This is a genomic window from Kaistella sp. CFF1-2 (assembly GCF_059509915.1).
Window position 1 is genome coordinate 812,005 of record NZ_JCAKLF010000001.1, and the last position, 22,148, is coordinate 834,152.

Below are 22,148 nucleotides of genomic sequence, written 5' to 3' on the forward strand. Positions count from 1 at the left end.
CTAGGAAGCGGTTTTTTAATTTCAATTTCAAAAGATTAAGTTTATTCAAAAATATTTGTTAGTTCAAACTAACATTGATACATTTGTTCTATGAAACCAGCTTGGAGAAGAATAAAAAATAACAATTCCTTACCCGAAGTTCACGCATCCATCCCGATTCCTAAAAACGCAAGCGCTTGGAAAAAGTTCTTAGCCTTTTCAGGTCCTGGATTGTTAATTGCAGTGGGTTATATGGATCCCGGAAACTGGGCGACTGATATTGCAGGTGGTTCCGAATTTGGTTATACCCTACTTTCGGTTATTCTTATTTCCAATCTGTTTGCTATGGTTTTGCAACACCTTTCGTTAAAGCTAGGTATTGCTACGGAACGAGATTTAGCTCAAGCTTGTCGCGATCATTACAAGCCAAGAACCAATTTCATTCTATGGGTTCTTTGTGAAATAGCCATCGCCGCCTGCGATCTTGCGGAAGTTTTAGGCGCAGCCATTGCTTTGAATTTATTATTTGGAATTCCATTGACTTGGGGAATTGTCATTACTGTAATTGACGTCATGTTAATTTTACTCCTCCAGTCCAAAGGTTTTCGTTGGCTAGAAAGTATCATTGGAGCTTTAATGATCATCATTATCGGATGTTTTGCTTATGATATTATCTTAAGTAAACCCGAAATCTTCCCAATTATAAGTGGACTGCTTCCACAAAAAGAAATTGTGACCAATCCCGCAATGCTCTACATCGCGATTGGAATATTGGGCGCTACGGTAATGCCCCATAATTTGTATTTACACAGCAGTATCGTGCAAACTCGTGCTTACGAACGAACAGATGAAGGAAAAAAAGAAGCCATTAAATTTGCAACTTTAGATAGTACGCTTTCTTTACTAATAGCATTTTTCATTAATGCGGCTATCTTAATTGTTTCCGCAGCGACATTTCACTACAACGGCCATCATGATGTTGCCGATATTCATGATGCATACGAACTTCTTGCACCAATTCTAGGAACAACTTTAGCAAGTATTGTCTTTGGAGTTGCTTTGTTAGCTTCTGGTCAAAATTCAACAATTACAGGAACTTTAGCTGGACAAATCGTTATGGAAGGTTTTCTACACATTCGATTGAAACCTTGGTTACGAAGATTAATTACTCGATTAATCGCTGTTATTCCCGCCCTAATTGTTACCATATTATATGGTGAAAAAGGAACTTCAGATCTTTTGGTTTTTAGCCAAGTTATCCTTTCCATGCAATTAAGTTTTGCCGTGGTTCCACTTGTTATATTTACCAATGACAAAACGAAAATGGGAAAATTTGCTAATTCACTTTTGCTAAAAACCATCGCTTGGCTTATCGCCATAATCATCATGGTTCTAAACATCTACTTACTGTACCGAACATTCACCGACTAAAGTATCTGCCCATTTGTCCGTTTCTTGACCTTGGCAAAAGATTTGCGAATTAAAGTGAAAAATAAGTACTATTATGTCTGAAAATCACGATAAACACGAAGAAAATTTTGATTTCGAGCAGGAGAACGCGCAAGAAAATGCAGCAGAATCTAATCAAAATGTGACAAACGAAAAATCTGCAGAAGACCTTTTGGCAGAAGAAAAAGATCGTTATATCAGGTTGTATGCCGAATTCGAAAACTACAAAAAAAGAACTTCACGAGAAAAAATGGAGTTTTTTCAATATGCCAATCAAGATTTAATGATTTCATTATTAGCCGTTCTAGATGATTTTGAACGTGCGCTAAAAGAAATCGCTAAAAACGGAAACGAAGCCGATTTACGAGGTGTTGAATTAATCTATCAAAAGTTAAAATCAAAGCTTGAAGAAAAAGGATTGAATGTAATTCAAGTTCAACAAGGAGATGATTTTAATGTAGATTTCCACGAAGCAGTAACTCAAATTCCTGCTCCATCACCAGAATTAAAAGGAAAAGTGGTTGATGTGATTGAAAATGGATATCAACTTCACGATCGCGTTATTCGTTTCGCAAAAGTGGTTACTGGAAACTAATTCCCGATTGGTTCTTTACAAGAAATTACTATGACAAAGAGAGATTACTACGAAGTATTAGAAATAACCAAAACGGCTAGTACGGAAGAGATTAAGAAAGCCTATAGAAAAATGGCCATCAAATATCACCCAGATAAAAATCCAGGTGATAAATCTGCAGAAGACAAGTTTAAAGAAGCTGCAGAAGCATACGAAATCCTTAGTGACGACAACAAACGGGCTCGTTACGACCAATTCGGTCATGCCGGAGTAAGTGGTAACGGAGGATTCGGCGGTGGCGGCGGATTTGGTGGCGGAATGAGCATGGAAGATATTTTCTCCCAATTTGGAGATATTTTCGGTGGTCAATTTGGTGGCGGATTCGGTGGTTTTGGTGGCGGCGGAGGTCGTCAACAAGCGCGTGGTTCTAATTTAAGAGTTCGCATCAAGCTAAATCTTGAAGAAATGGTGAACGGAACGCAAAAAACCATCAAGGTTAAGAAGATGAAAGCTGCAGAAGGCGCAACTTCGAAAACCTGTCCTACATGTAACGGTACCGGAGCTCAAATTAAAGTGATGAATACCGTTTTCGGACAAATGCAATCTCAAACCACGTGTGGAACTTGTCAAGGTATCGGAAAAGTAGCCGATCATATTCCGGCAGGTGCAAATTCACAAGGTTTAATCAAGGATGACGAAGAAGTAACGATCAATATTCCAGCTGGTGCACGTGAAGGAATTCAGCTAAGTGTACGTGGAAAAGGAAACGACGCTCCTTTTGGAGGCGTTCCTGGAGATTTATTGGTTGTTGTTGAAGAGGAAGAAGATAAAACAATCAAGCGTGAAGGTGATAATCTTCACCAAGAATTATATATTTCATTTGCGGAAGCAGCTTTAGGAGCGAAAAAAGAAGTTCCTACCGTTGGTGGAAAAGTAAAAATCACGATTGATGAAGGAACGCAAAGCGGAAAAATCCTTCGTCTAGCAGGAAAAGGACTTCCAAGTCTTGATAGTTATGGTAAAGGTGATATGTTTATTCATATTAATGTTTGGACGCCTACGCATCTTACACCAGAGCAAAAAGAATTCTTCGAAAAGCAAATGAACAGCGGCGAAATGAACGCTGAACCTTCTGGAAAAGAAAAAACATTCTTTGAAAAAGTAAAAGATTTGTTTAGCTAAATAGAAAAGAGACCGATTAATTTTGGTCTCTTTTTTTTGTAATAAAATAAAGGCTGAATTTCTTCAGCCTTTATTTTATTCTTTAGTTTGGGATTATGATTTTTTCTCTAAAACCTCATCAACCATTCCATAGCTCTTCGCTTCTTCTGAAGTCATCCAGTAATCACGATCTGATGATTTCTCAACCCATTCGTAGTCTTGTCCAGAATGCAATGCGATAATTTCGTACAATTCTTTCTTCAATTTCAACATCTCTCTTAAGTTGATTTCCATATCCGAAGCAACACCTTGTGCTCCTCCAGATGGTTGGTGGATCATCACTCGAGAATGTTTCAAAGCAGAACGCTTTCCTTTTTCACCTGCAACAAGTAAAACTGCACCCATAGACGCTGCCATACCTGTACAAATTGTTGCAACATCAGGCTTGATAATTTGCATTGTATCGTAGATTCCTAAACCTGCGTAAACACTTCCACCAGGAGAGTTAATGTAAATTTGAATGTCTTTAGAAGGATCTGCACTTTCTAAGAAAAGCAACTGCGCCGTAACGATATTTGCTACTTGATCGTCGATTCCTGTTCCCAAAAAGATAATTCTATCCATCATCAAACGTGAGAAAACGTCCATTTGCGCCACGTTCATACGTCTTTCTTCCATAATGTACGGCGTCAAGTTGGTTGGGTTAAACGTTCCCATATATTGATCGGTAGCCAAACCACTGTTTCCCATATGCTTTACCGAAAAATCTCTAAATTCTTTGTTAATATCCATATTCTATATTTGCTTTAATTATGTGTTTGTAATTTTCAAAAACTGTTCCCATCTCAAATGTAGCCAATTTGTCATAAAACCCGATGCAATTCTTTGTCTATTTGGTTACGAATTTGGGTTAATTTAATTATCGTTAAGTAATTTTCATCGTTTGATTCTGCTTCACCAAGTTTTTTCTTGATATCTTCGATAAGCTTCATGATGTATTCTCGTTTGTGACGGAAAATAATGTCATTCACCAGTTTCGGAACAACTTGTTCTTCTGTTTTGAAGAAAATATTGTGTTTTCCCCAATCACTCGTATGATATTTTTCAACCAAAACATCAGCAATCTTTCCAGAAATTTCTTCATCCATCAATTTAACAAAGAAATTTTCCGTTCGCAATTCGCCCATTTCTAGACCGTCACGAATTTCTTTAACAATTGTGCCATTGATTGGCGAAAGCATCTGATACTCGTCTTCTAAGAAATAAGCTGATATTTCTTCGGCAACTGTTACTTGGAAAGGCGTTTTGTCATCCGCAACGCGATCAAGGACAAAATCTCCGTATTTCAAAAGCAATTCAACCAATTTTTCTTCTAAAACCAAAAGCGGATCCACCGAAAACTCTTGCGTTTCAGTAACAACTTGAAGTTTTACAGGCGCTTCCGCTTTCGTTCTATCAATCGGTTTTTGACCTGATAAAATTTGTTTCTGAACATTTAATTCATTGAACAAACTCTGCTCGCTAATTCCGAATTTATTAGAAACTTCTTTCAAATAAACTTCCTGTTTTAGGGCATTTTCAACATTCGCAACCGATTTTACAATATCGCGAATCGCTTCCGCCTTTTTAATCGGATCATTTTGCGCTTCTTTTAAAAGAATTTCGGCTTTAAAATCAATAAAATCTTGAGATTCGTTGGCAATAAATTCTTCAACATAGTCTTGTGGATGCTTTCTAGAAAAACTATCAGGATCGTCACCATCAGGAAAAAGCAAAACGCGAATATTCATCCCTTCGGAAAGAAGCATGTCAATACTTCTGAAACTCGCTTTAATTCCTGCTTTATCGCCATCGAACAAGATAATCACATTCTCCGTCAAACGACGGATCAATCGAATTTGTTCCACCGTTAAAGCCGTTCCAGAACTGGAAACCACGTTTTCAATTCCTGCTTGATGAAGCGAAATAACGTCCATATACCCTTCCACCAACAAGCACGAATCCTTCCTCGAAATCGCTTGCTTTCCTTGGTTTAAACCATAAAGAACATTGGACTTATGGTAAATTTCGGTTTCTGGCGAGTTTAAATACTTCGCTGTTTTAACATTCGATTTCAGAATTCGAGCTCCAAAACCTAAAACGCGACCCGAAAAACTATGAATCGGAAAAATCACCCGTTCCCGAAAACGATCGAGACCGTTTGGTGCACTTTCTGGAAAAATAGATAAGCCGGATTTCAACAAAATATCACTCGAATAGCCTTTATCTAAAGCGTATTCCGTAAAAGCGTTTTTCTTTTCAGGAGAGTATCCTAATTGAAATTTCTTGATGACGTGATCTTTCAGTTCACGTTCCTTGAAATACGAAAGTCCAATAAGTCTCCCTTCTTCTCCTTCCCACAACTGATCCTGAAAGAAATCATTCGCAACTTCATGAATCTTGTACAAAAGATCGCGTTCACTTTGTTGCTGCTTTTGCTCTTCGGAATAGACTTTTTTGTCTTCTTCAATTTCAATTCCGTATTTTTTTGCGGCGTGACGAAGCGCTTCTGGATAGGTAAAACCTTCCAACTCCATCAAAAACGAAATCGCCGTCCCACCCTTTCCAGACGAGAAATCTTTCCAAATTTGCTTACTAGGAGAAACCACAAAACTAGGCGACTTTTCATCCTGAAACGGACTTAAACCTTTCAGATTGGTTCCAGCGCGTTTCAGTTGAACATATTCGCCAACAATATCCTCAATTCGAACAATTGAGAAAATTTTGTCTATCGTTTCTTGTGAAATCATTCTGTAAAAATAAAGAAGTTTCGAGGATTAATAAAATGATTATTTTTGCAATTATGAAATCAGTACAAATTAAAGCTCAAGATTTTTTCGAAATTCTAAAATTACGCGACGCCTCCATGTGGGATATTTTCGCACAAATGATTGATGGTGAGGAGAAAGAACTTATTTTCCTTGATGAAGAGGAAAAAATTTTGTTCAACTACCGACTTCCAAAAACAATTGAGCAAATGCACGAAGATAAAAAAGTTTTCACAGAAGAATACACAGAAAAACTAAAAAACTTGAATTAATTTTTGTCTTCTAAGAATTTTTCAATCGTTCTTTTTGTAGAAGCGACGTCATGAACGCGTAGGACTTTCGATCCTTTTTCTAGAACTTTCAAATGCAATTTTTGCGTTAAATCATCAATTTCTGTTGGAAGCTTTCCTAATGGTTTATAGATAAATGATTTTCTCGAAATCCCGATTAACAAAGGAAGTTTTCCAAATCCAAAATATTGGCAATTATCCAACATAAAATGCTGCTGCTCTGTAGTTTTTCCAAATCCAAAACCCGGATCTAAAATCACATCGTTGACACCAAGTTGCTTTAAAACCTGCAATTTCTTTGAAAAATAACAATTAATTTCAACAACCATATCTCCTTGTACTTCTTTTTCATGCATCGTTTCGTAGGTTGGATTGATATGCATCAACACGTATGGAAGTTGCAGTTCTGCGACTGTAGGAAACATTTTTTCATCAAATTGACCTCCAGAAATATCGTTCACCAAATCCATTCCTTCATCAAATCCAAAACGAACCACTTCTGAATAAAACGTATCAACTGAAATCAACACTTCGGGAAACTCTTTTTTAATCAACGAAATAACATTTCCTAACCTTTGCATTTCACCTTCCGCAGAGATTTTTTCTGCATTGGGCCTCGTTGATTGCGCTCCAATATCTAAAATATCAGCACCTTCATTAACTAAACGTTCTATATGTTTTAAAGCCTCCGTTTCAGAAAAAAAATGACCGCCATCCGAGAAAGAATCAGGTGTCATATTCAGAATTCCCATGATTTTCGGTTTGCTTAAATCAACCAAACGACCGTGACAATTCAGCGATGGAAAATTAGTGGCTTCTAGTGAAAACGTATTCATAAAACAAAGGTAAAAATTGACATCAACATCCCAAAACCGAAACGCCCAAACTTAGCCTTTTTAGAGATTTTTCTTATCTTTGAGACAGTATAGCATGATATGAGAAATACCTCAGAACAATTTGAGAACGTTATTGCGCAGTGTCGCGATTTATTTGCAAAAAAAATGAAAGATTACGGAGCAGCATGGCGCGTTTTGCGACCAAGTTCCATCACCGATCAAATTTATATAAAAGTTAATCGTATTCGTACGCTGCAAATGGCGGAAGTTCGCATGGTTGATGAAAGTGAAGATGATGAATTTATCGCAATCGTAAACTACTCTATTATTGGACTGATCCAATTGCAGAAAGGCTTAACCGATGATCTCAACGAAAACGAAGAAGAAATCTTAAAACTTTACGATCATTTTGCAACCGAAGCTCGCTTGTTAATGGAAAAGAAAAACCATGATTACGGCGAAGCTTGGCGCGAAATGCGCATTTCTTCAATCACGGATTTAATCTATCAAAAAGTATTGCGCACGAAACAAATTGAGGACAATCAAGGAAAAACAATCGTTTCGGAAGGTTTGGACGCAAATTATTTTGACATGTTGAATTACGCCGTTTTCTGTTTGATAAAAATTTCTGAAAACTAAGTTCTATGAAAAAAATCGGCGCTTTTTTTCAAATTTTAGGATTCGTTTTATGTTCAACTTTGGTTTTTGGACAAAATAAAAAGCCCGAAAGATTGATCATTGTTACCATTGATGGTTTACGTTGGCAAGAGTTTTTTAAAGGATTGGATGATGAAATTATCGCAAATCCAGATACCAAAGGAAATCTAAAAAACATCAAAACGCTGTATCCAAATCGAGAAGCCATGATGCCTTTTTTCTGGAACGAACTTTCTAAAAAAGCGGCTTTATATGGAAATCGAGACAAGCAAAGCGACGTCAAAGTAGCGAATCCTTATCATTTTTCATATCCCGGTTATGCCGAACTACTTTCGGGTTGGGTTGATGAAAAAGTGAATTCCAACAACTATCCAGAAAATACAAATTTGAATATTTTGGATGTACTTCAATCCAAAAAATCATACGAAAACCAAGTGGTCGCTTTTGGCGCGTGGAATGCGTTCGCTAGAATTTTTCATAAATCAACAGCAAAATTTCCTGTTTTTGAAGCATTTTCAACCTACAAAAATGATAAAAGTCCAAACGTTGATTTGCTAAATACCATGCTGAAAAACTCGCACAAACCTTGGTATGGAAACGAAGCTTTGGATATTTTCACGCACACGATGGCGATGGATTATCTGAAAACGAAAAAACCAAAAATAGCCTTTATTAGTTACGGCGAAACCGATGAATGGGCACATTCGGAGAACTATCGTTACTATTTGGATGCGATGAAAAATACCGATCAATTTCTATCTGAAATCTGGAATTTCATTCAAACAACACCAGAATATAAAGACAATACGATTTTGTTAATTACGACCGATCATGGACGTGGTTCGGTAAAATCTTGGGGCGATCATGGAAATGATGTACCCGGAGCCGATGAAATTTGGTTTGCTTTGTATTATCCTAAACTAAAAGCAACAGGAGAAATTAAAACATCGAAAACCATTTATTTAAAGGAACTTGCTCCTACTTTATTAAAATTGATGGGAATCGGTCCAAAGGAACTTTCTCCAAAAACTGAATTTGTAAAAGAACTATTATGATAAAAGCTGTTTTAAGAATTGTAATTGCCCTTATTTTTATTGCTTCGGGCTTTGTAAAAGCGGTCGACCCGATTGGGTTTTCTTTTAAATTGGAAGAGTATTTCTCCGCGGGCGTTTTTAATATGCCTTTTTTAGAGCCATTTGCTTTACCAATTTCCATTTTTGTTGTGGCTTTGGAACTTATTTTAGGAGTTGCTCTTCTGTTTAACATCAAAACGAAAAAAGTGCTTGCTGTTCTTATTGCGTTATGCGTTTTCTTTGCGTTTTTAACGTTTTACTCAGCGTATTTTAATAAAGTAACCGATTGCGGATGTTTTGGTGACGCGATTAAATTCACGCCATGGCAAAGCTTTATTAAAGATATTATTTTACTTGTTGGACTTCTGATACTATGGGCTTTGTATAAAAAAGAATCCGCTGCACAGAAATCAAGTGGAATTCAAAAAATAGCTTTACTTTTTTCGATCTTTTTTACAGGATTTATCTTGGTTTATGGAATTATTCGAGAACCATTGATCGATTTCAGAAGCTATAAAATCGGAACGAATATGAAGGTTGAGCAACAAAAAATTGCACAAGACCCATCCGTTTACAAAGTGTTTTACACGGCTAAAAATGAAAAAACAGGTGAAGAAAAATCGTTGGATCAAGACGAATATGTGAATAACAAAATCTATTGGGAAGAAGGTTCGCCTTGGAAACTTTTAGATGACAAAACGGAATCCAAATTGGTGAAAGAAGGCTATAAATCGGAAATCAGCAAGTTTAAGTTAGACGGTCAAGATGGTTCAGATTGGACGCAGAAAGTTATTGCAGCGCCAAAAGCGATTGTGATTTTCAGTTATCACCCGAATTTGGCTGACAAAGCAGTGATTCAAAAAGCGCAAGAAAAAGCAAAAAAATCAGGAAACACTTTGGTTTTAGGCGTAGCACCCAATTTTGGAGTTTATCAAACAATTCCTGCGGCGACGATGGACGGAACCGCCATTAAAACCATTGCTAGAAGTAATCCATCAGTTTTAATTTTAGAAAACGGAACGATTGTAGATAAAGTCCCTGGACATGTTTTTGTTGAGAATTAATCGTACCTTTGACTAGCTAAAAAAGTTATAATGCAAAAATCAAATAAACCGATTGCCGGTTATCATTTATTAATGCTATTGGCAGCCGTTGACGGAGAAGTTGCTCCTGCCGAAGGTGTAAAAATCACAGAATATCTTAGAAATGAATTTCCATTCCGTATTAATTTGGATAACGAATTGGACGTAATTATCAACCTTCAACCGGAAGATTGGAAAGATCATTTTGAATTTCATGCAAGATGTTTCTTAGATGATTCAACAGAAAAAGAGAGAAAAGAGTTTGTGAAGTTTGCAAAATCTTTGATTAAAGCAGACGAAACAGTTTCTGATGAAGAACACCGTTTTTACAAGCTTCTTAAAAACCTTTGGAGTTTCTAATTCCAAACCTTGAATTCATTCACTAAATAAAAAATCAACAATACGACCTTAAATCATGAGAAAAAAAATCGTTGCCGGAAATTGGAAGATGAACAAAACCGCATCAGAAGCCGAATCTTTGATGCAACAATTAGCAGAATACAAGAAAAATAACACAACCAATTGTGAAATTTATATTGCGCCACCAGCGTTGTATTTAACGATGGCGGAATCTATTTTTCCAAATAAGGAAGTTGGTGTTTACGCTCAGGATGTTTCCGAATACGCTTCTGGAGCATATACCGGTGAAATTTCTGTAGACATGATTAAGGCTATTAACGTTGATGGTAGTTTGGTTTCTCATTCGGAACGAAGACAATATCACGGCGAAACGGATAGCCATGCAAACAAAAAGGTAAAAGCATTATTAGATGCTGGTTTAACGCCGATTTATTGCAACGGTGAAACAATAGATCAGAGAAAATCGGGTCAGCATTTCGAAGTGGTAAAAAACCAAACGGAAACGGCTCTTTTCACCCTTTCAGCTGATGAAATTAAAAAAGTAGTAATTGCCTATGAGCCGGTTTGGGCTATTGGAACGGGAGAAACGGCATCGCCAGAACAAGCACAAGAAATTCACTCACATATTCGTAGTTTGATCGCTGCTAAATACGGTCAAGAGGTTGCTGATGAAGTTTCTATCTTATACGGAGGTTCTGTAAAACCAGACAACGCGAAAGAAATTTTTTCGCAGCCTGATATCGATGGTGGTTTAATCGGTGGAGCCGCATTAAAACTAGAAGATTTCTCAAAAATTATCGAAGCTTTTAATTAAAATTAAAATGCATATAAATAAAAGTCCGCTCTTTTTGCGGACTTTTTTTATTGAAAACCGCCACAACCTTTTTCAAAATTGTAATTTTGTCGTATTCATAAAACAGAAAATTCATGACACCTTATTTGGAATTCAACTTTAAGATAAATCCACTTCAACCTTGGAACGAAATATTAATGGCCGAACTTATCGAAATTGGTTTTGATAGTTTCACCGAAGAGCACGACGGCATTTTAGGCTATATTCCGACAAACCTTTTTGACGAAAGCGCGTTGAAAGAGCTGCCTTTACTAAACAGTTCGGAAGTTTCCATTACATATACATTCGCAGAAATGCCAATTATTAATTGGAATGAAGAATGGGAAAAGAATTTCTCTCCGATTAATGTGGAAGATAAAGTGCTTATTCGTGCGGAATTCCATGAATCAAATCCAGAAATGCACGAAATTATTATTCAACCCAAAATGTCGTTCGGTACAGGACATCACCCAACAACGCATTTGATGATTCAGCAGATGTTGCATATGAATTTCGATGGCGAAACCGTTTTAGATATGGGTTGTGGAACGTCTGTATTGGCGATTTACGCAAAACAAAGAGGCGCAAAAGAAGTTGTTGCAATTGATATTGACGAGTGGTCTGTAGAAAATTCCATTGAAAATGCTGCTCGAAATCAAGTAGAACTTAAAATTTCCCAAGGAACAGCCGACAATCTTGGTGACCAGAATTTCGATACCATTTTAGCGAATATCAATAGAAACATTTTAATTTCGGATATTCCGACGTACGTTTCGGTACTAAATCAGGGAGGTTCGTTGCTGTTGTCTGGACTTTGCTTCTTTGATGTTGACGATATTTTGGAGGTTTGCACAGAGCAAAATTTAACCTTAGAAAGAAAACTTCAACGCGAAGAATGGGTAAGTTTATTACTAAAAAAATAATCTCATGAGAATTGTATTAGTGCTTTTCAGTCTTTTTACCATGCAATTTGGGATGGCTCAAGAATCGGGAGATTACGCTTACGGTATTTTCAATTTTGATGGAAAAAAAGCTGAAAAAATCTTCACCAACGATACCAGAATTCGGGAAACACCGAGTATTTCTGGAAAAATTTTAGATTCGCTAGCTGCAAATTCTTCCATACTAATTGTTAGTCAAAGTTCAGTGATTACAAGACTTGGTGAACGATCTGCAAATTGGTATAAAATATCCTATACGAAGAACAACACCGTTGGTGAAGGTTTCGTGTGGGGCGGAAATTTAGCCATCAAGTATTTGTCCAAAAGCGGACTTGACTTCCTATTTGGAATGCAAAAAAGCGGAAAAGAATGGGACCAAGAATCCCAAATGGACGTACCCGTGAATTACGCAGCAGTAAAAGCGTTCAACGGAAATGAATTGGTGAGCGAAGCCATATTTAAAAGCGGTATCGGCGAAAGCTTATCGTATGCTGATTTCGAAATTGAAGACAATCGAAAACTAAAAAACGTCGATTTCATTCTTAAATCGTTGGTATCTGGAGAAGCGTGCGGAATTCCATCCTATGAGCAAAGACTGTTATTCGCTAATAATGAATTGGTTCATTTACCGCTTCAAATGAGTATTGGTGATGCGGATATGTTCTATCATTCTGAAGATTTGGTCTTTCCAAATGATAAAGGCGGAAAACCCAATACCATCTTCTTAAAAATGGAAGAAATGGAAAAAGATGAAAAGGATAAAGAGCACTTTAAACGAAGACAAGACGAGTATCGATGGGACGGCAAAGTTCTTTCCCAAATACTTACATTAAAATAAAAAAGCCTCCGTTTGGAGGCTTTTTTACTTCTTATTTTTGGCCTCAATCCATTTCGACATGAATTTTGTCGAATTCAACGAGTGATGCTGTAAAATCTGTCCTAAAAAGTTCGCTTGACGATGCTTTTGTAAATCCTCGAATAGCGAATCAACTTTTTCCTCGAATTGCGTTTCGAAAGTCTCCCAATCAAACTGCTTCTTTGCAATTTCATATCCATTTTCTTGCGCTTGATTCCAATCTGATTCGGAAGTATATAATTGAACCGCTTTTTCTGTAAAATCCTCATCCGAATTAACTACAAAACCGTTCCACAAACCATTCCATTGCATACCTTCGGCGCCAACTTCTGTAGTAACATTCGGCAAACCATACAACATACTTTCCCAAAGTTTTCCTTTCAAACCAGCACCAAAAGGAATTGGAGCCAATAAAACGCGCGTCGAATTAAAAACATCGGTTACATTTTCAGCTCTACCTTTGATTAAAAAACCTTCTTTATCGTTATGCAACTGAAATACTTTTTCACTCGCATACGCACCGTAAATATGCATTTCCGCATCAGATAGTTGCTTTCGAATCGATTTCCACAATGATTTCAATTTCAAAACCGTTTGCCAATTAGGTTCGTGCAAGAAATTTCCAATGCTCATAAAGTTTTTTCTTTCGCTAAAACCAATCGTAGAAGGAATGACTTCACGATTCAAAAATGGTATGTACAAAAGATTTTGAGGTGCAATTTGAAAGGTTTCCGTCAAAAGTTGATATTCATACTGCGAAATAATCAAAGAAAGATCACAACGCAGGATTGAAGCTAGTTCACGTTTAAAAACCGTATTGATATAGTCGGAATATTCTAATTCTCGATTTTCTTTAAATGCAATTTGACGAGCGGTTCTTAAAAAATGCAGATCTTCGGTATCTAAAATCCGAATTACATTCGGACAATTCTCGGAAACGCGCCATCCAAACTGTTCTTCCGTAACGTACCGATCAAATAAAACAACATCCGGGGCAAGCTCTTTAATTCGCTCATCAAATGACGAGTCATTCATTTGAATCGTTTCAACATCCATCGTTGAAGAGAAATCTGAAGGTTGTGCCGAAGTTAAAAAAGTAATCTGATAATCCCAAGAACGAAACATTTCCAAAAGTTGCAGCATACGATGTCCAGCCGCCGTAGAAGCCGGTTCCGGAACCACCATACCAATAATTACAAGATGTTTCATAGTATAAAGATGAGAATATTAAAGCAAAAAAGAGAAACCAATAAATTGATTTCTCTTTTTGTGAGCGCGACAGGATTCGAACCTGTGACCGTCTGCTTAGAAGGCAGATGCTCTATCCAGCTGAGCTACGCACCCTAAAAAAAATGTGTAAAAAAAAATTCCCGAAGGAATTTTCTTTTGTCGGGGTGGCAGGATTCGAACCTGCGACCTCCTGGTCCCAAACCAGGCGCGATGACCGGACTACGCTACACCCCGTGTTTACCGGTTGCGGAGGGTGTGGGATTCGAACCCACGCGACACTTTCGCGTCGACAGTTTAGCAAACTGCTCCGTTAACCACTCCGGCAACCCTCCTTATGCAATATTTTTAAGAGCTTCTGTTCCGTAATTGCGAGTGCAAATATAGAACGTATTTTCGAAACCTCCAAATCTTTTTGAAAAAAAAAATGAGTATTTTTGGTGCCTAATTAACACGACACTATGAAGATTAACCCTAAAATCTTATACCTCACATCTTTAGCCTTAACATTAAGTTCATGTGCTACTCAAAAAAAAGTAACTCCGGTAAAACCAACTGCGCCTAAACCGGCTCAACCAACGGCACAAACTCCAAAACCAACGACTCCGGTACAAACAAAACCGCAAGTAAATCATATCGGAAATAATGATTTTTTTACAACCAATATTGCCGATGCTAGTAAAAATGACAACACCATTAGTTACGGTTCTATCGTTTCGGCGAAACCAAACGGCTATACGGTTACTAAAAATTACTTCCCTGCCGTTGCCCAAAACTTTAGACAACGTTTCATTATTCTTCACTATACGGCATTAAATAATGAAAAATCCATTTCGGTTCTTACGCAACAAAGTGTGAGTGCTCATTATCTAGTAAACGACACCAACGATCAAGAAATTTATCAGTTGGTTGACGAAAATAAACGTTCGTATCACGCAGGAATAAGTCATTGGAGAGGTTTTGAACAGTTAAATGACACTTCTATTGGAATTGAAATCGTAAACGCAGGCTACTCCACAATTGATGGGAAAAAAGTGTTTGTTGAGTTTCCAGACTGGCAGATTAAAAAAGTAGCTGCTTTGGTGAAAGACCTAGCTAATCGTTACCAAGTTCCACCAACGTACATTTTGGCGCATTCGGATATTGCTCCTACAAGAAAACAAGATCCAGGATCTACATTTCCTTGGAAAAGATTGTATGACGAATATCAAATCGGAATGTGGTATGATGAAGCAACCAAACAAAGCTTTGTAAACCAAACTCTTCCTGATGAATTTGCGATGCAAGTGAACACGTCACCATTTATCTTTAAAATCCAATCTATGTTAAAGAATTTCGGATACGGAATTGAACCATCGGGAACGTATGATGACGCTACGAAAAAAACAATTGAAGCCTTCCAATATCACTTCCGACCTCAATTATGTGACGGAATAATGGATGTAGAAACCTACGCAATTCTTCAAGCTTTACTTCAGAAATACCCTAAGTAACACCATTTAAGAATACATCTTCGGATGTATTTTTTTTTATGCCTTTTATTTTTACCTTTAACCTCAAAAAAAAGACAACTATGCAAGGCTACAGAATAGAAGCAGATTTGTTGGGCGAACTTCAAGTTCCAGAAAACGCGTATTACGGTGTACAAACGCAAAGAGCAATTAATAATTTCAAGATTTCGGGTCAGTTACTTTCCTCGTATCCAAGATTTATTCGTGGATTGGCGTTGGTAAAGAAAGCAGCTGCGAAAACCAATTATCAATTGGGATTTTTAGATGAGCAATTGTATTTTAAAATTGCAGAAGCGTGTGACGAAGTTGCGGCTGGAAAATTCAATGATCAGTTTCCTATCGACATGATTCAAGGAGGTGCAGGAACTTCAGTAAACATGAATGCTAACGAAGTTATTGCGAATATCGTTCTTGAAAAATTAGGAAAAGCAAAAGGAGATTATCAGTATTGTTCTCCGAATGACCATATCAACCTTTCACAATCTACGAACGACGCCTACCCTACGAGTATCAAAATTGCGTTGTTGCAATTGAACGATCATTTGGTAGAAAAATTAAAACTAATTGTAGCGGCATTTCGTGCAAAGGGCGTAGAATTCAACGATGTTCTTAAAATGGGAAGAACGCAGCTTCAGGATGCGGTTCCGATGACTTTAGGACAAGAGTTCGAAGCATATGCAGCAAATTTGGAAGAAGATCTTTCGAAATTAAATAATAACGCCAACCTTTTTGTTGAAGTAAATATGGGTGCAACGGCGATTGGAACAGGAATCAATGCGCCAGTTGGCTACGCAAATTTATGTGCTAAAAACCTTGCTGAAATTTCGGGATATCCAATTATTTCGGCTCCAAATTTAGTTGAAGCAACTCCTGATACAGGTTCGTACGTGATTTATTCATCTGTGATGAAGCGTCTTGCAGTGAAGCTTTCTAAAATTTGTAATGATTTGCGTTTGCTTTCATCAGGTCCACGCGCAGGTTTCTTTGAAATCAACCTTCCGCCAATGCAACCGGGATCGTCTATTATGCCTGGAAAAGTAAACCCTGTAGTTCCTGAAGTGGTGAACCAAGTTTGCTACAAAGTTATTGGGAACGACCTTACCGTAACTTTCGCTGCCGAAGCTGGACAATTGCAATTAAACGTGATGGAACCAGTACTTTCGCACGCAATTATGGAAAATGTACATTTCCTTTGCAACGCGATGGATACGCTTCGTGAAAAGTGCGTTACAGGCATTACCGCCAACCGTGAAGTATGTTTAAACATGGTGAAAAACAGCATCGGAATTGTAACCGCGTTGAATCCATATATCGGATACAAAAACTCAAGTAAAATCGCTAAAGAAGCTTTAGAAACAGGAAAAAGCGTTTATGATTTGGTATTAGAGCACGATCTTTTATCTCAAGAAAAACTAGATGCGATTTTGGATCCTGCCAATATGCTGAATCCACATTCTTTGATTTAATTTTCAATATAAAATAACCGAAGAACCAAGTGCAAACTTGGTTCTTTGATTCTAAAGTCCTATGAAATTCCTAATCATCATTCCCGTTCATAACGAAGAAAGAAACATTATCTATTGCTTAAAATCTTTGGAAATGCAAAGCTTTCAGAATTTTGAAATCATCGTGGTTAATGATGGTTCTACGGATCATTCACAGGAACGAATCGAAAAATTCACTTCAGAATCTTCGATTTCTAGAAAGATTTCATTGCTGAATCTCGAAAAATCAAAACATCAACCGGGTGCGAAAGTCGTTCGAACCTTCAACAAAGGCTTAGAAGATGCCGATTTAAGCCAATTTGATGTGATTTGTAAATACGATGCAGATATTATTTTTCCAAACGATTATTTGTATAAAATTAACTCTGTTTTTGAAAAAAATTCAAAAGCGGGAATGGTTTCAGGAATTGTAAAAATTAAAAACGATGTTCTCGATTATCAAAGCGCTTATGAATTTGATAACAAGAAAAAATATTGGCGATTCGAAGATATCTCGTCTAAAAACCATGTTCGTGGCCCCATTAAAGCCTATCGTAAGGAGTGCTTCCAACAAATGAACGGTTTGCGTCCCGTTTTAGGTTGGGATAATATTGATGTGATGCTTGCCGAAATGCACGGCTGGGAAGTGATTACGATTAAAGATCTTTGGGTAAAACATTTACGACCAACTGCTTTTCAATACAAAGCACAAAAAGCCGAAAAGCTAGGCGAATATTTTTACAATATTGGACTCAACTATCCTTTAACATTCACTTCTGCATTAAAATCTGCTTGGAAAAGCAAATCTTTTTCCGAGTTTTTTGGAATTATGAAATCGTATTCCAAACAAAAACATGAGCGAATTTTAACCAAAGAAGAAGTCAACTATATCCGAAGTCTCAGAAAAAAAGCCCTATTAGGAAAAATAGGACTTTAAATTTTATTTCTTTCGGAATAACGTGATGCATCGCGGTGATGTGTGAACATCAAAAGGGCTCAATTGATAATCGCCCCAAATTTTCACACGTTCAAACCCCGATTTTTCGGCATATTCTTTAATTTTCTCCGACGTATGCAGTTTCACACGCTCAAAATATTTGCGTTCTAAACCGTCTTGATCCTTGAAATTAATCTCTTTAACGATGTAGTTATTCTTGATTTCTTTGTGAATATGAAACGTTAAATCGTCTCGAATTTCATCATACGAATCAACAATTCCATTTTCAACAAATTCGCGATTCAGATAATCCAAAACAAATAAACCGCCGGATTTCAAGCCGTGATTCACCGATCGGAAAACATTCAAATCTTCATCTTCCGTTTCGAAATAACCAAAACTTGTAAACAAATTAAAAACTGCATCAAAATCCTTTATTGGAAGTGGATTTCGCATATCGTGAACCTCAAATTTTAGATGTTCATTTTCAAACTTTTTATCGTACGTAATACTTTGTTGCGACAAGTCTAAACCTAAAACATCAAAACCCAGCTTGTTCAAAAAAATGGAATGCCGCCCTTTTCCGCAAGCCAAATCCACAATTTTTGCCTTTTCTGGTAAATTTAAATCTTTTGTTAGTGCCGAAATAAAGCTTTCAGCCTCCTTATAATCACGATTATTGTATAAAATATGATAATATGGTGTATCAAACCACTCTTCAAACCAATCCATGCCGCAAAAATAGTTATTTTTGCACGTAAAGAAGAATTCCCAATGCAAACAGACGATTTAAAAATCCAGATAAAAACATTTTTTGGCTTAGAAAACATCCTTTTCGAGGAAATTAAAAAGCTCGGCGGCCGAAATGTCGAAATGAAAAACCGCGCCGTAAATTGCGAGGGCGATCTTGGATTTCTCTATAAAATCAATTATTCTGCGAGAACGGCTTTGAAAATTTTGGTTCCTATTTTCGAATTCAAAGCCTATAACGAGCACAAATATTACGAAAAACTATCTCGTTTCCCTTGGGATCAGTACATGAAAATCAACCAAACTTTTGCGATTGATGCAACAGTTCACTCCGAAAAATATACGCATTCTCAATTCATGACTTTAAAAATGAAGGATGCTATTGTCGATTTTTTCAATCATAAGTACGATAATCGTCCAAATATCGATACCAAACATCCTGACATCAAATTTCATTTGCATATTGACCGAGATTTGGTGACCATTTCAATGGATTCGTCTGGAGCGCCACTATACAAACGTGGCTACCGTCGTGAGCAAGGTGAAGCACCTATTAATGAAGTATTGGCTTCGGGAATGTTGCAAATTGCAGGTTGGGACGGAAAAGGAAATTTTCTGGACCCGATGTGCGGTAGTGGAACTATTTTGGTGGAAGCGGCGATGATTGCATTGGATTTACCGGCTCAAATTTTCAGAAAAAACTTTGCTTTCCAAAATTGGAATAATTACGACGACGAACTTTTCAAAAAAATAAAGGAATTCCGAATTAACAGAATTAAAGAATTTACGGGAAAAATCGTAGGATACGACATCGATAATCGCATGTTGAATTACGCTCGTGAGAATATCGAATCAGCAGAATTAGAAGAAGTTATCGAAGTGAAAAAGCAAGATTTCTTTGAAAGCAAGAAAGACCTTTTCCCTTTGTTGATGGTTTTCAATCCGCCGTATGACGAACGAATTACGATTCAATACGATGATTTTTACAAAAAAATTGGTGATACCTTCAAACAAAGTTATCCAAACACGTTGGCTTGGCTAATTTCTTCGGATTTGGAAGCCGTGAAAAAAGTAGGTTTGCGCCCTTCTCGAAAAGTAAAATTGTACAACGGAAAATTGGAAACTCGATTTTTGCAGTACGAAATGTACGAAGGAAGCAAAAAAGCCTCTAAAGAAAACTAAAAACGTAGATTTGATCTAATTTTGAATCTTCATTTTAATTGAAAACAAAACCTATTTTGAAACCGACTATTTCCATTGTTGTTGCCATTTTTAATCGAAAAGACGAACTTTTTGAGCTTTTGCAATCCTTATCATTTCAAACCGATAAAGACTTTGAAGTGATTATCGTGGATGACGGTTCCAAGATCGATTTACGCCCAACAATTGAATTATTTCAAGATCGAATGACGATTTTCTTTTATCGAAAAGACAATTCAGGACCGGGACTTTCTCGAAATTATGGAGCTCGAAGAGCCAATAACGATTGGTTGCTTTTTGTGGATTCCGATGTAATTGTTGAAAAAGATTACATCGAAAACATTAAAGAAAATATTGTTTCGAAACCTTGTGACGCTTTTGGTGGAGCTGATAAAGCCCATCGAGGATTCAACTTGATGCAAAAAGCCATCTCCTACTCGATGACATCGGTTTTCACAACAGGCGGAATTCGTGGAAGTAAAAAAGCGGTATCAAAATTCCAACCAAGAAGTTTCAATATGGGTGTTCGAAAAGCGGCTTTTGAAAAAGTTGGCGGTTTTTCCGAAATGCGAATTGGTGAAGATCCTGATTTGTCGATGACCTTATGGGAAAACGGATTTACAACGGCATTTTACGACAATATTGGCGTCTATCATAAGCGCAGAACGGACTTTGGAAGATTCTCGAAGCAGGTCTATCAATTTGGTTGTGCAAGACCGATTCTAAATCAAAGGCATCCCAATTATGTAAAGATTTCCTTCGCTTTTCCATCATTATTTTTGTTGGGGTACATTTGCGGATTTATCGAGTATTTCCTAATTGGAAACAAACTCATTTTGATGTGTTATGGTTTTTATACGTTTTTGGTATTTTTCCACGCTTTATGGAATACGAAAAACATCAGCATCGCAGCATTAGCTATTATTTCAACCTACATTCAGATGTTTTCATACGGTTATGGATTTTTAGAATCGTGGATTAAACTAAACGTTCTTCGAATGACGCCACAAGAAGCTTTTCCGAAGCATTTTCATCAAAATTAAAATTGAATACAACATAAAAAAACCGCTTAAAAGCGGTATTTTATTTTGACTAGTTGTTTTGATTAGTGCGGTTTTGTAGTCGCTGGATCGTCGTAATTCACCATCCAATTGATTCCGAATTTATCCGTCCACATTCCGAAAAATGCGCCCCAAAACGTATCTTGAAGTTCCATTGTTACTTTTCCACCCGCAGAAAGCTTGTTGAATAAATCCGTCGCTTCTTCACGAGAATTGGTATTTAACGAAAGAGAAAAATTATTTCCTTCTTTGTACTCATGCATTCCTGGCATCGTATCGCTACCCATCAAAACCGTTTCCGCAGAAATTGGTAACGAAACGTGCATGATTCTGTTTTTAACCTCATCACTCATCGGCGGCATATTTTCTTCTGGCGGAACATCACCAAATCTTCCCATAAAAGGAATTTCCGTTCCGAAAACCGATTGATAAAAATTGAACGCTTCTTCGCAATTTCCGTCGAATGTTAGGTAAACATTTAATTGTGCCATAGTTTGTTGTATTTGTTTGTAATTCGTGTTTATTTATTGGTCCACTTTGTGGGAAAAGACAAGGTTCCATCGTAGCTTTTCCATGTTCCTTCAAAGGAAATTTGATGATTTTCTATTGCTTCATCTTTATCATTCCAATTAAAAGTATAAACGAAAGTTCCTTTGAAAATTCCGCTATGTTTTCCTTTTGGTTCTTCTGCCATTTCGTATTCACCGTAAACTTTGCCTTTCTTTTTACTGTCTTTGTACTTGGTAATTTTTAGCTTTCCTTCGAAATTGGCAACGGTAGTATCTACCACCGAATTTCCAGAAATAAAATACGCTTGATCGTTTTTCTTGTCTTGTTCGGAAAGATTAATCTTCAGCTTCAAACCTTGATTTTCTTTACCAATTGTCCCCAAATACGGTTTGCTATTATTCAACCAAACGCTTTCAATATTCGGCATTTGTCCAAAAGCAAAACTGCTCATCAAGATCAATACGAGTGCTAGTTTCTTCATTAACTTGTGTTTTAAATTTTTAATTTGTGTTCCGACAAATATACTTAAAAAAAGGTTCGAAAAAATAAAAGGAGAAGTAAAAACTTCTCC

At 37.0% G+C, this 22,148-nt stretch carries 23 protein-coding genes and 3 tRNA genes; 16 read left to right on the forward strand and 10 right to left on the reverse strand.

From position 1 onward, the window contains the following. Nucleotides 1–90 precede the first annotated feature (90 nt). The 3 genes from AC5XHR_RS03770 to dnaJ all read left to right on the forward strand — a co-directional run bounded on the left by AC5XHR_RS03770 (nt 91) and on the right by dnaJ (nt 3,184). Nucleotides 91–1,410: an Nramp family divalent metal transporter gene (locus tag AC5XHR_RS03770; protein WP_495949442.1), complete on the forward strand. Its 1,320-nt coding sequence runs from the start codon at nt 91–93 to the stop codon at nt 1,408–1,410. A gap of 73 nt (nt 1,411–1,483) precedes the next feature. Further along, complete coding sequence (locus AC5XHR_RS03775; RefSeq protein ID WP_495949443.1) at nt 1,484–2,023, forward strand: nucleotide exchange factor GrpE; 540 nt, start codon at nt 1,484–1,486, stop codon at nt 2,021–2,023. A 30-nt stretch (nt 2,024–2,053) separates the two neighbouring features. Continuing rightward, nucleotides 2,054–3,184: a molecular chaperone DnaJ gene (dnaJ, locus tag AC5XHR_RS03780; protein ID WP_495949444.1), complete on the forward strand. Its 1,131-nt coding sequence runs from the start codon at nt 2,054–2,056 to the stop codon at nt 3,182–3,184. Between the two features lie 93 nt (nt 3,185–3,277). Here the strand turns inward: dnaJ and clpP are convergent, their stop codons facing one another. Both clpP and dnaG read right to left on the reverse strand, forming a co-directional pair. After that, complete coding sequence (clpP, locus tag AC5XHR_RS03785; RefSeq protein WP_495949445.1) at nt 3,278–3,955, reverse strand: ATP-dependent Clp endopeptidase proteolytic subunit ClpP; 678 nt, start codon at nt 3,953–3,955, stop codon at nt 3,278–3,280. A 71-nt stretch (nt 3,956–4,026) separates the two neighbouring features. Next, nucleotides 4,027–5,952: a DNA primase gene (dnaG, locus tag AC5XHR_RS03790; RefSeq protein ID WP_495949446.1), complete on the reverse strand. Its 1,926-nt coding sequence runs from the start codon at nt 5,950–5,952 to the stop codon at nt 4,027–4,029. A gap of 53 nt (nt 5,953–6,005) precedes the next feature. Here dnaG and AC5XHR_RS03795 point away from each other — a divergent pair, with 53 nt between their 5' ends. Then, nucleotides 6,006–6,242: a hypothetical protein gene (locus tag AC5XHR_RS03795; protein ID WP_495949447.1), complete on the forward strand. Its 237-nt coding sequence runs from the start codon at nt 6,006–6,008 to the stop codon at nt 6,240–6,242. Here the strand turns inward: AC5XHR_RS03795 and folP are convergent. Continuing rightward, nucleotides 6,239–7,096: a dihydropteroate synthase gene (gene folP / locus AC5XHR_RS03800; RefSeq protein WP_495949448.1), complete on the reverse strand. Its 858-nt coding sequence runs from the start codon at nt 7,094–7,096 to the stop codon at nt 6,239–6,241. The genes AC5XHR_RS03795 and folP overlap by 4 nt on opposite strands. 99 nt (nt 7,097–7,195) lie before the next feature. On the opposite strand from folP, the gene AC5XHR_RS03805 reads away from it, so the two are divergent. The 7 genes from AC5XHR_RS03805 (at nt 7,196) to AC5XHR_RS03835 (ending at nt 12,879) form a co-directional block, all read left to right on the forward strand. Then, nucleotides 7,196–7,735, forward strand: coding sequence for a DUF1599 domain-containing protein (locus AC5XHR_RS03805; protein ID WP_495949449.1), 540 nt, complete (start codon nt 7,196–7,198; stop codon nt 7,733–7,735). Between the two features lie 5 nt (nt 7,736–7,740). Beyond that, the gene (locus AC5XHR_RS03810; RefSeq protein ID WP_495949450.1) at nt 7,741–8,808 is read left to right on the forward strand and encodes a sulfatase-like hydrolase/transferase; all 1,068 of its coding nucleotides are present in this window, start codon (nt 7,741–7,743) and stop codon (nt 8,806–8,808) included. After that, a complete protein-coding gene (locus tag AC5XHR_RS03815; RefSeq protein ID WP_495949451.1) occupies nt 8,805–9,890 on the forward strand; it encodes a BT_3928 family protein in 1,086 nt (361 codons plus the stop codon). The genes AC5XHR_RS03810 and AC5XHR_RS03815 overlap by 4 nt, the downstream gene beginning before the upstream one ends. A 30-nt stretch (nt 9,891–9,920) precedes the next feature. Beyond that, nucleotides 9,921–10,268, forward strand: a complete 348-nt coding sequence (locus AC5XHR_RS03820) for a tellurite resistance TerB family protein (protein ID WP_495949452.1) — start codon at nt 9,921–9,923, stop codon at nt 10,266–10,268. Between the two features lie 55 nt (nt 10,269–10,323). Continuing rightward, entirely contained in the window at nt 10,324–11,082 is a 759-nt protein-coding gene (gene tpiA, locus AC5XHR_RS03825) for a triose-phosphate isomerase (RefSeq protein ID WP_495949453.1), read from the forward strand. Nucleotides 11,083–11,195: 113 nt separating this feature from the next. Next, nucleotides 11,196–12,023, forward strand: a complete 828-nt coding sequence (gene prmA / locus AC5XHR_RS03830; RefSeq protein WP_495949454.1) for a 50S ribosomal protein L11 methyltransferase — start codon at nt 11,196–11,198, stop codon at nt 12,021–12,023. 4 nt (nt 12,024–12,027) lie between these two features. Continuing rightward, complete coding sequence (locus AC5XHR_RS03835) at nt 12,028–12,879, forward strand: SH3 domain-containing protein (protein WP_495949455.1); 852 nt, start codon at nt 12,028–12,030, stop codon at nt 12,877–12,879. A 24-nt stretch (nt 12,880–12,903) separates the two neighbouring features. Here AC5XHR_RS03835 and AC5XHR_RS03840 read toward each other — a convergent pair whose 3' ends face one another. The 4 genes from AC5XHR_RS03840 to AC5XHR_RS03855 form a co-directional block, all read right to left on the reverse strand. Then, the gene (locus AC5XHR_RS03840; RefSeq protein ID WP_495949456.1) at nt 12,904–14,106 is read right to left on the reverse strand and encodes a glycosyltransferase; all 1,203 of its coding nucleotides are present in this window, start codon (nt 14,104–14,106) and stop codon (nt 12,904–12,906) included. Between the two features lie 61 nt (nt 14,107–14,167). Beyond that, nucleotides 14,168–14,241, reverse strand: a tRNA-Arg gene (locus tag AC5XHR_RS03845). A gap of 45 nt (nt 14,242–14,286) precedes the next feature. Further along, a tRNA-Pro gene (locus tag AC5XHR_RS03850) sits at nt 14,287–14,361 on the reverse strand. Between the two features lie 13 nt (nt 14,362–14,374). Further along, nucleotides 14,375–14,459: transfer RNA gene (locus AC5XHR_RS03855), tRNA-Ser, on the reverse strand. Between the two features lie 126 nt (nt 14,460–14,585). Here AC5XHR_RS03855 and AC5XHR_RS03860 point away from each other — a divergent pair. The 3 genes from AC5XHR_RS03860 (at nt 14,586) to AC5XHR_RS03870 (ending at nt 18,056) form a co-directional block, all read left to right on the forward strand. Then, complete coding sequence (locus tag AC5XHR_RS03860) at nt 14,586–15,617, forward strand: N-acetylmuramoyl-L-alanine amidase (RefSeq protein ID WP_495949457.1); 1,032 nt, start codon at nt 14,586–14,588, stop codon at nt 15,615–15,617. An 80-nt stretch (nt 15,618–15,697) separates the two neighbouring features. Next, nucleotides 15,698–17,101 (forward strand): aspartate ammonia-lyase, encoded by a 1,404-nt coding sequence (gene aspA / locus AC5XHR_RS03865; protein WP_495949458.1) that lies wholly within the window; start codon nt 15,698–15,700, stop codon nt 17,099–17,101. Between the two features lie 61 nt (nt 17,102–17,162). Continuing rightward, nucleotides 17,163–18,056 (forward strand): glycosyltransferase family 2 protein, encoded by an 894-nt coding sequence (locus AC5XHR_RS03870; protein ID WP_495949459.1) that lies wholly within the window; start codon nt 17,163–17,165, stop codon nt 18,054–18,056. A 3-nt stretch (nt 18,057–18,059) separates the two neighbouring features. On the opposite strand, the gene AC5XHR_RS03875 is transcribed toward AC5XHR_RS03870, so the two are convergent. After that, nucleotides 18,060–18,788: a class I SAM-dependent methyltransferase gene (locus AC5XHR_RS03875; RefSeq protein WP_495949460.1), complete on the reverse strand. Its 729-nt coding sequence runs from the start codon at nt 18,786–18,788 to the stop codon at nt 18,060–18,062. 42 nt (nt 18,789–18,830) lie between these two features. Between AC5XHR_RS03875 and AC5XHR_RS03880 the strand changes: the two genes are divergently transcribed. Beyond that, complete coding sequence (locus AC5XHR_RS03880) at nt 18,831–19,988, forward strand: THUMP domain-containing class I SAM-dependent RNA methyltransferase (protein WP_495949461.1); 1,158 nt, start codon at nt 18,831–18,833, stop codon at nt 19,986–19,988. A 56-nt stretch (nt 19,989–20,044) separates the two neighbouring features. Further along, the gene (locus tag AC5XHR_RS03885; protein WP_495949462.1) at nt 20,045–21,049 is read left to right on the forward strand and encodes a glycosyltransferase family 2 protein; all 1,005 of its coding nucleotides are present in this window, start codon (nt 20,045–20,047) and stop codon (nt 21,047–21,049) included. A 62-nt stretch (nt 21,050–21,111) separates the two neighbouring features. Here the strand turns inward: AC5XHR_RS03885 and AC5XHR_RS03890 are convergent, their stop codons facing one another. Together AC5XHR_RS03890 and AC5XHR_RS03895 are read right to left on the reverse strand one after the other, a co-directional pair. Then, entirely contained in the window at nt 21,112–21,558 is a 447-nt protein-coding gene (locus tag AC5XHR_RS03890) for a VOC family protein (protein ID WP_495949463.1), read from the reverse strand. 29 nt (nt 21,559–21,587) lie between these two features. Further along, nucleotides 21,588–22,058, reverse strand: coding sequence for a hypothetical protein (locus AC5XHR_RS03895; protein WP_495949464.1), 471 nt, complete (start codon nt 22,056–22,058; stop codon nt 21,588–21,590). Nucleotides 22,059–22,148 lie beyond the last annotated feature (90 nt).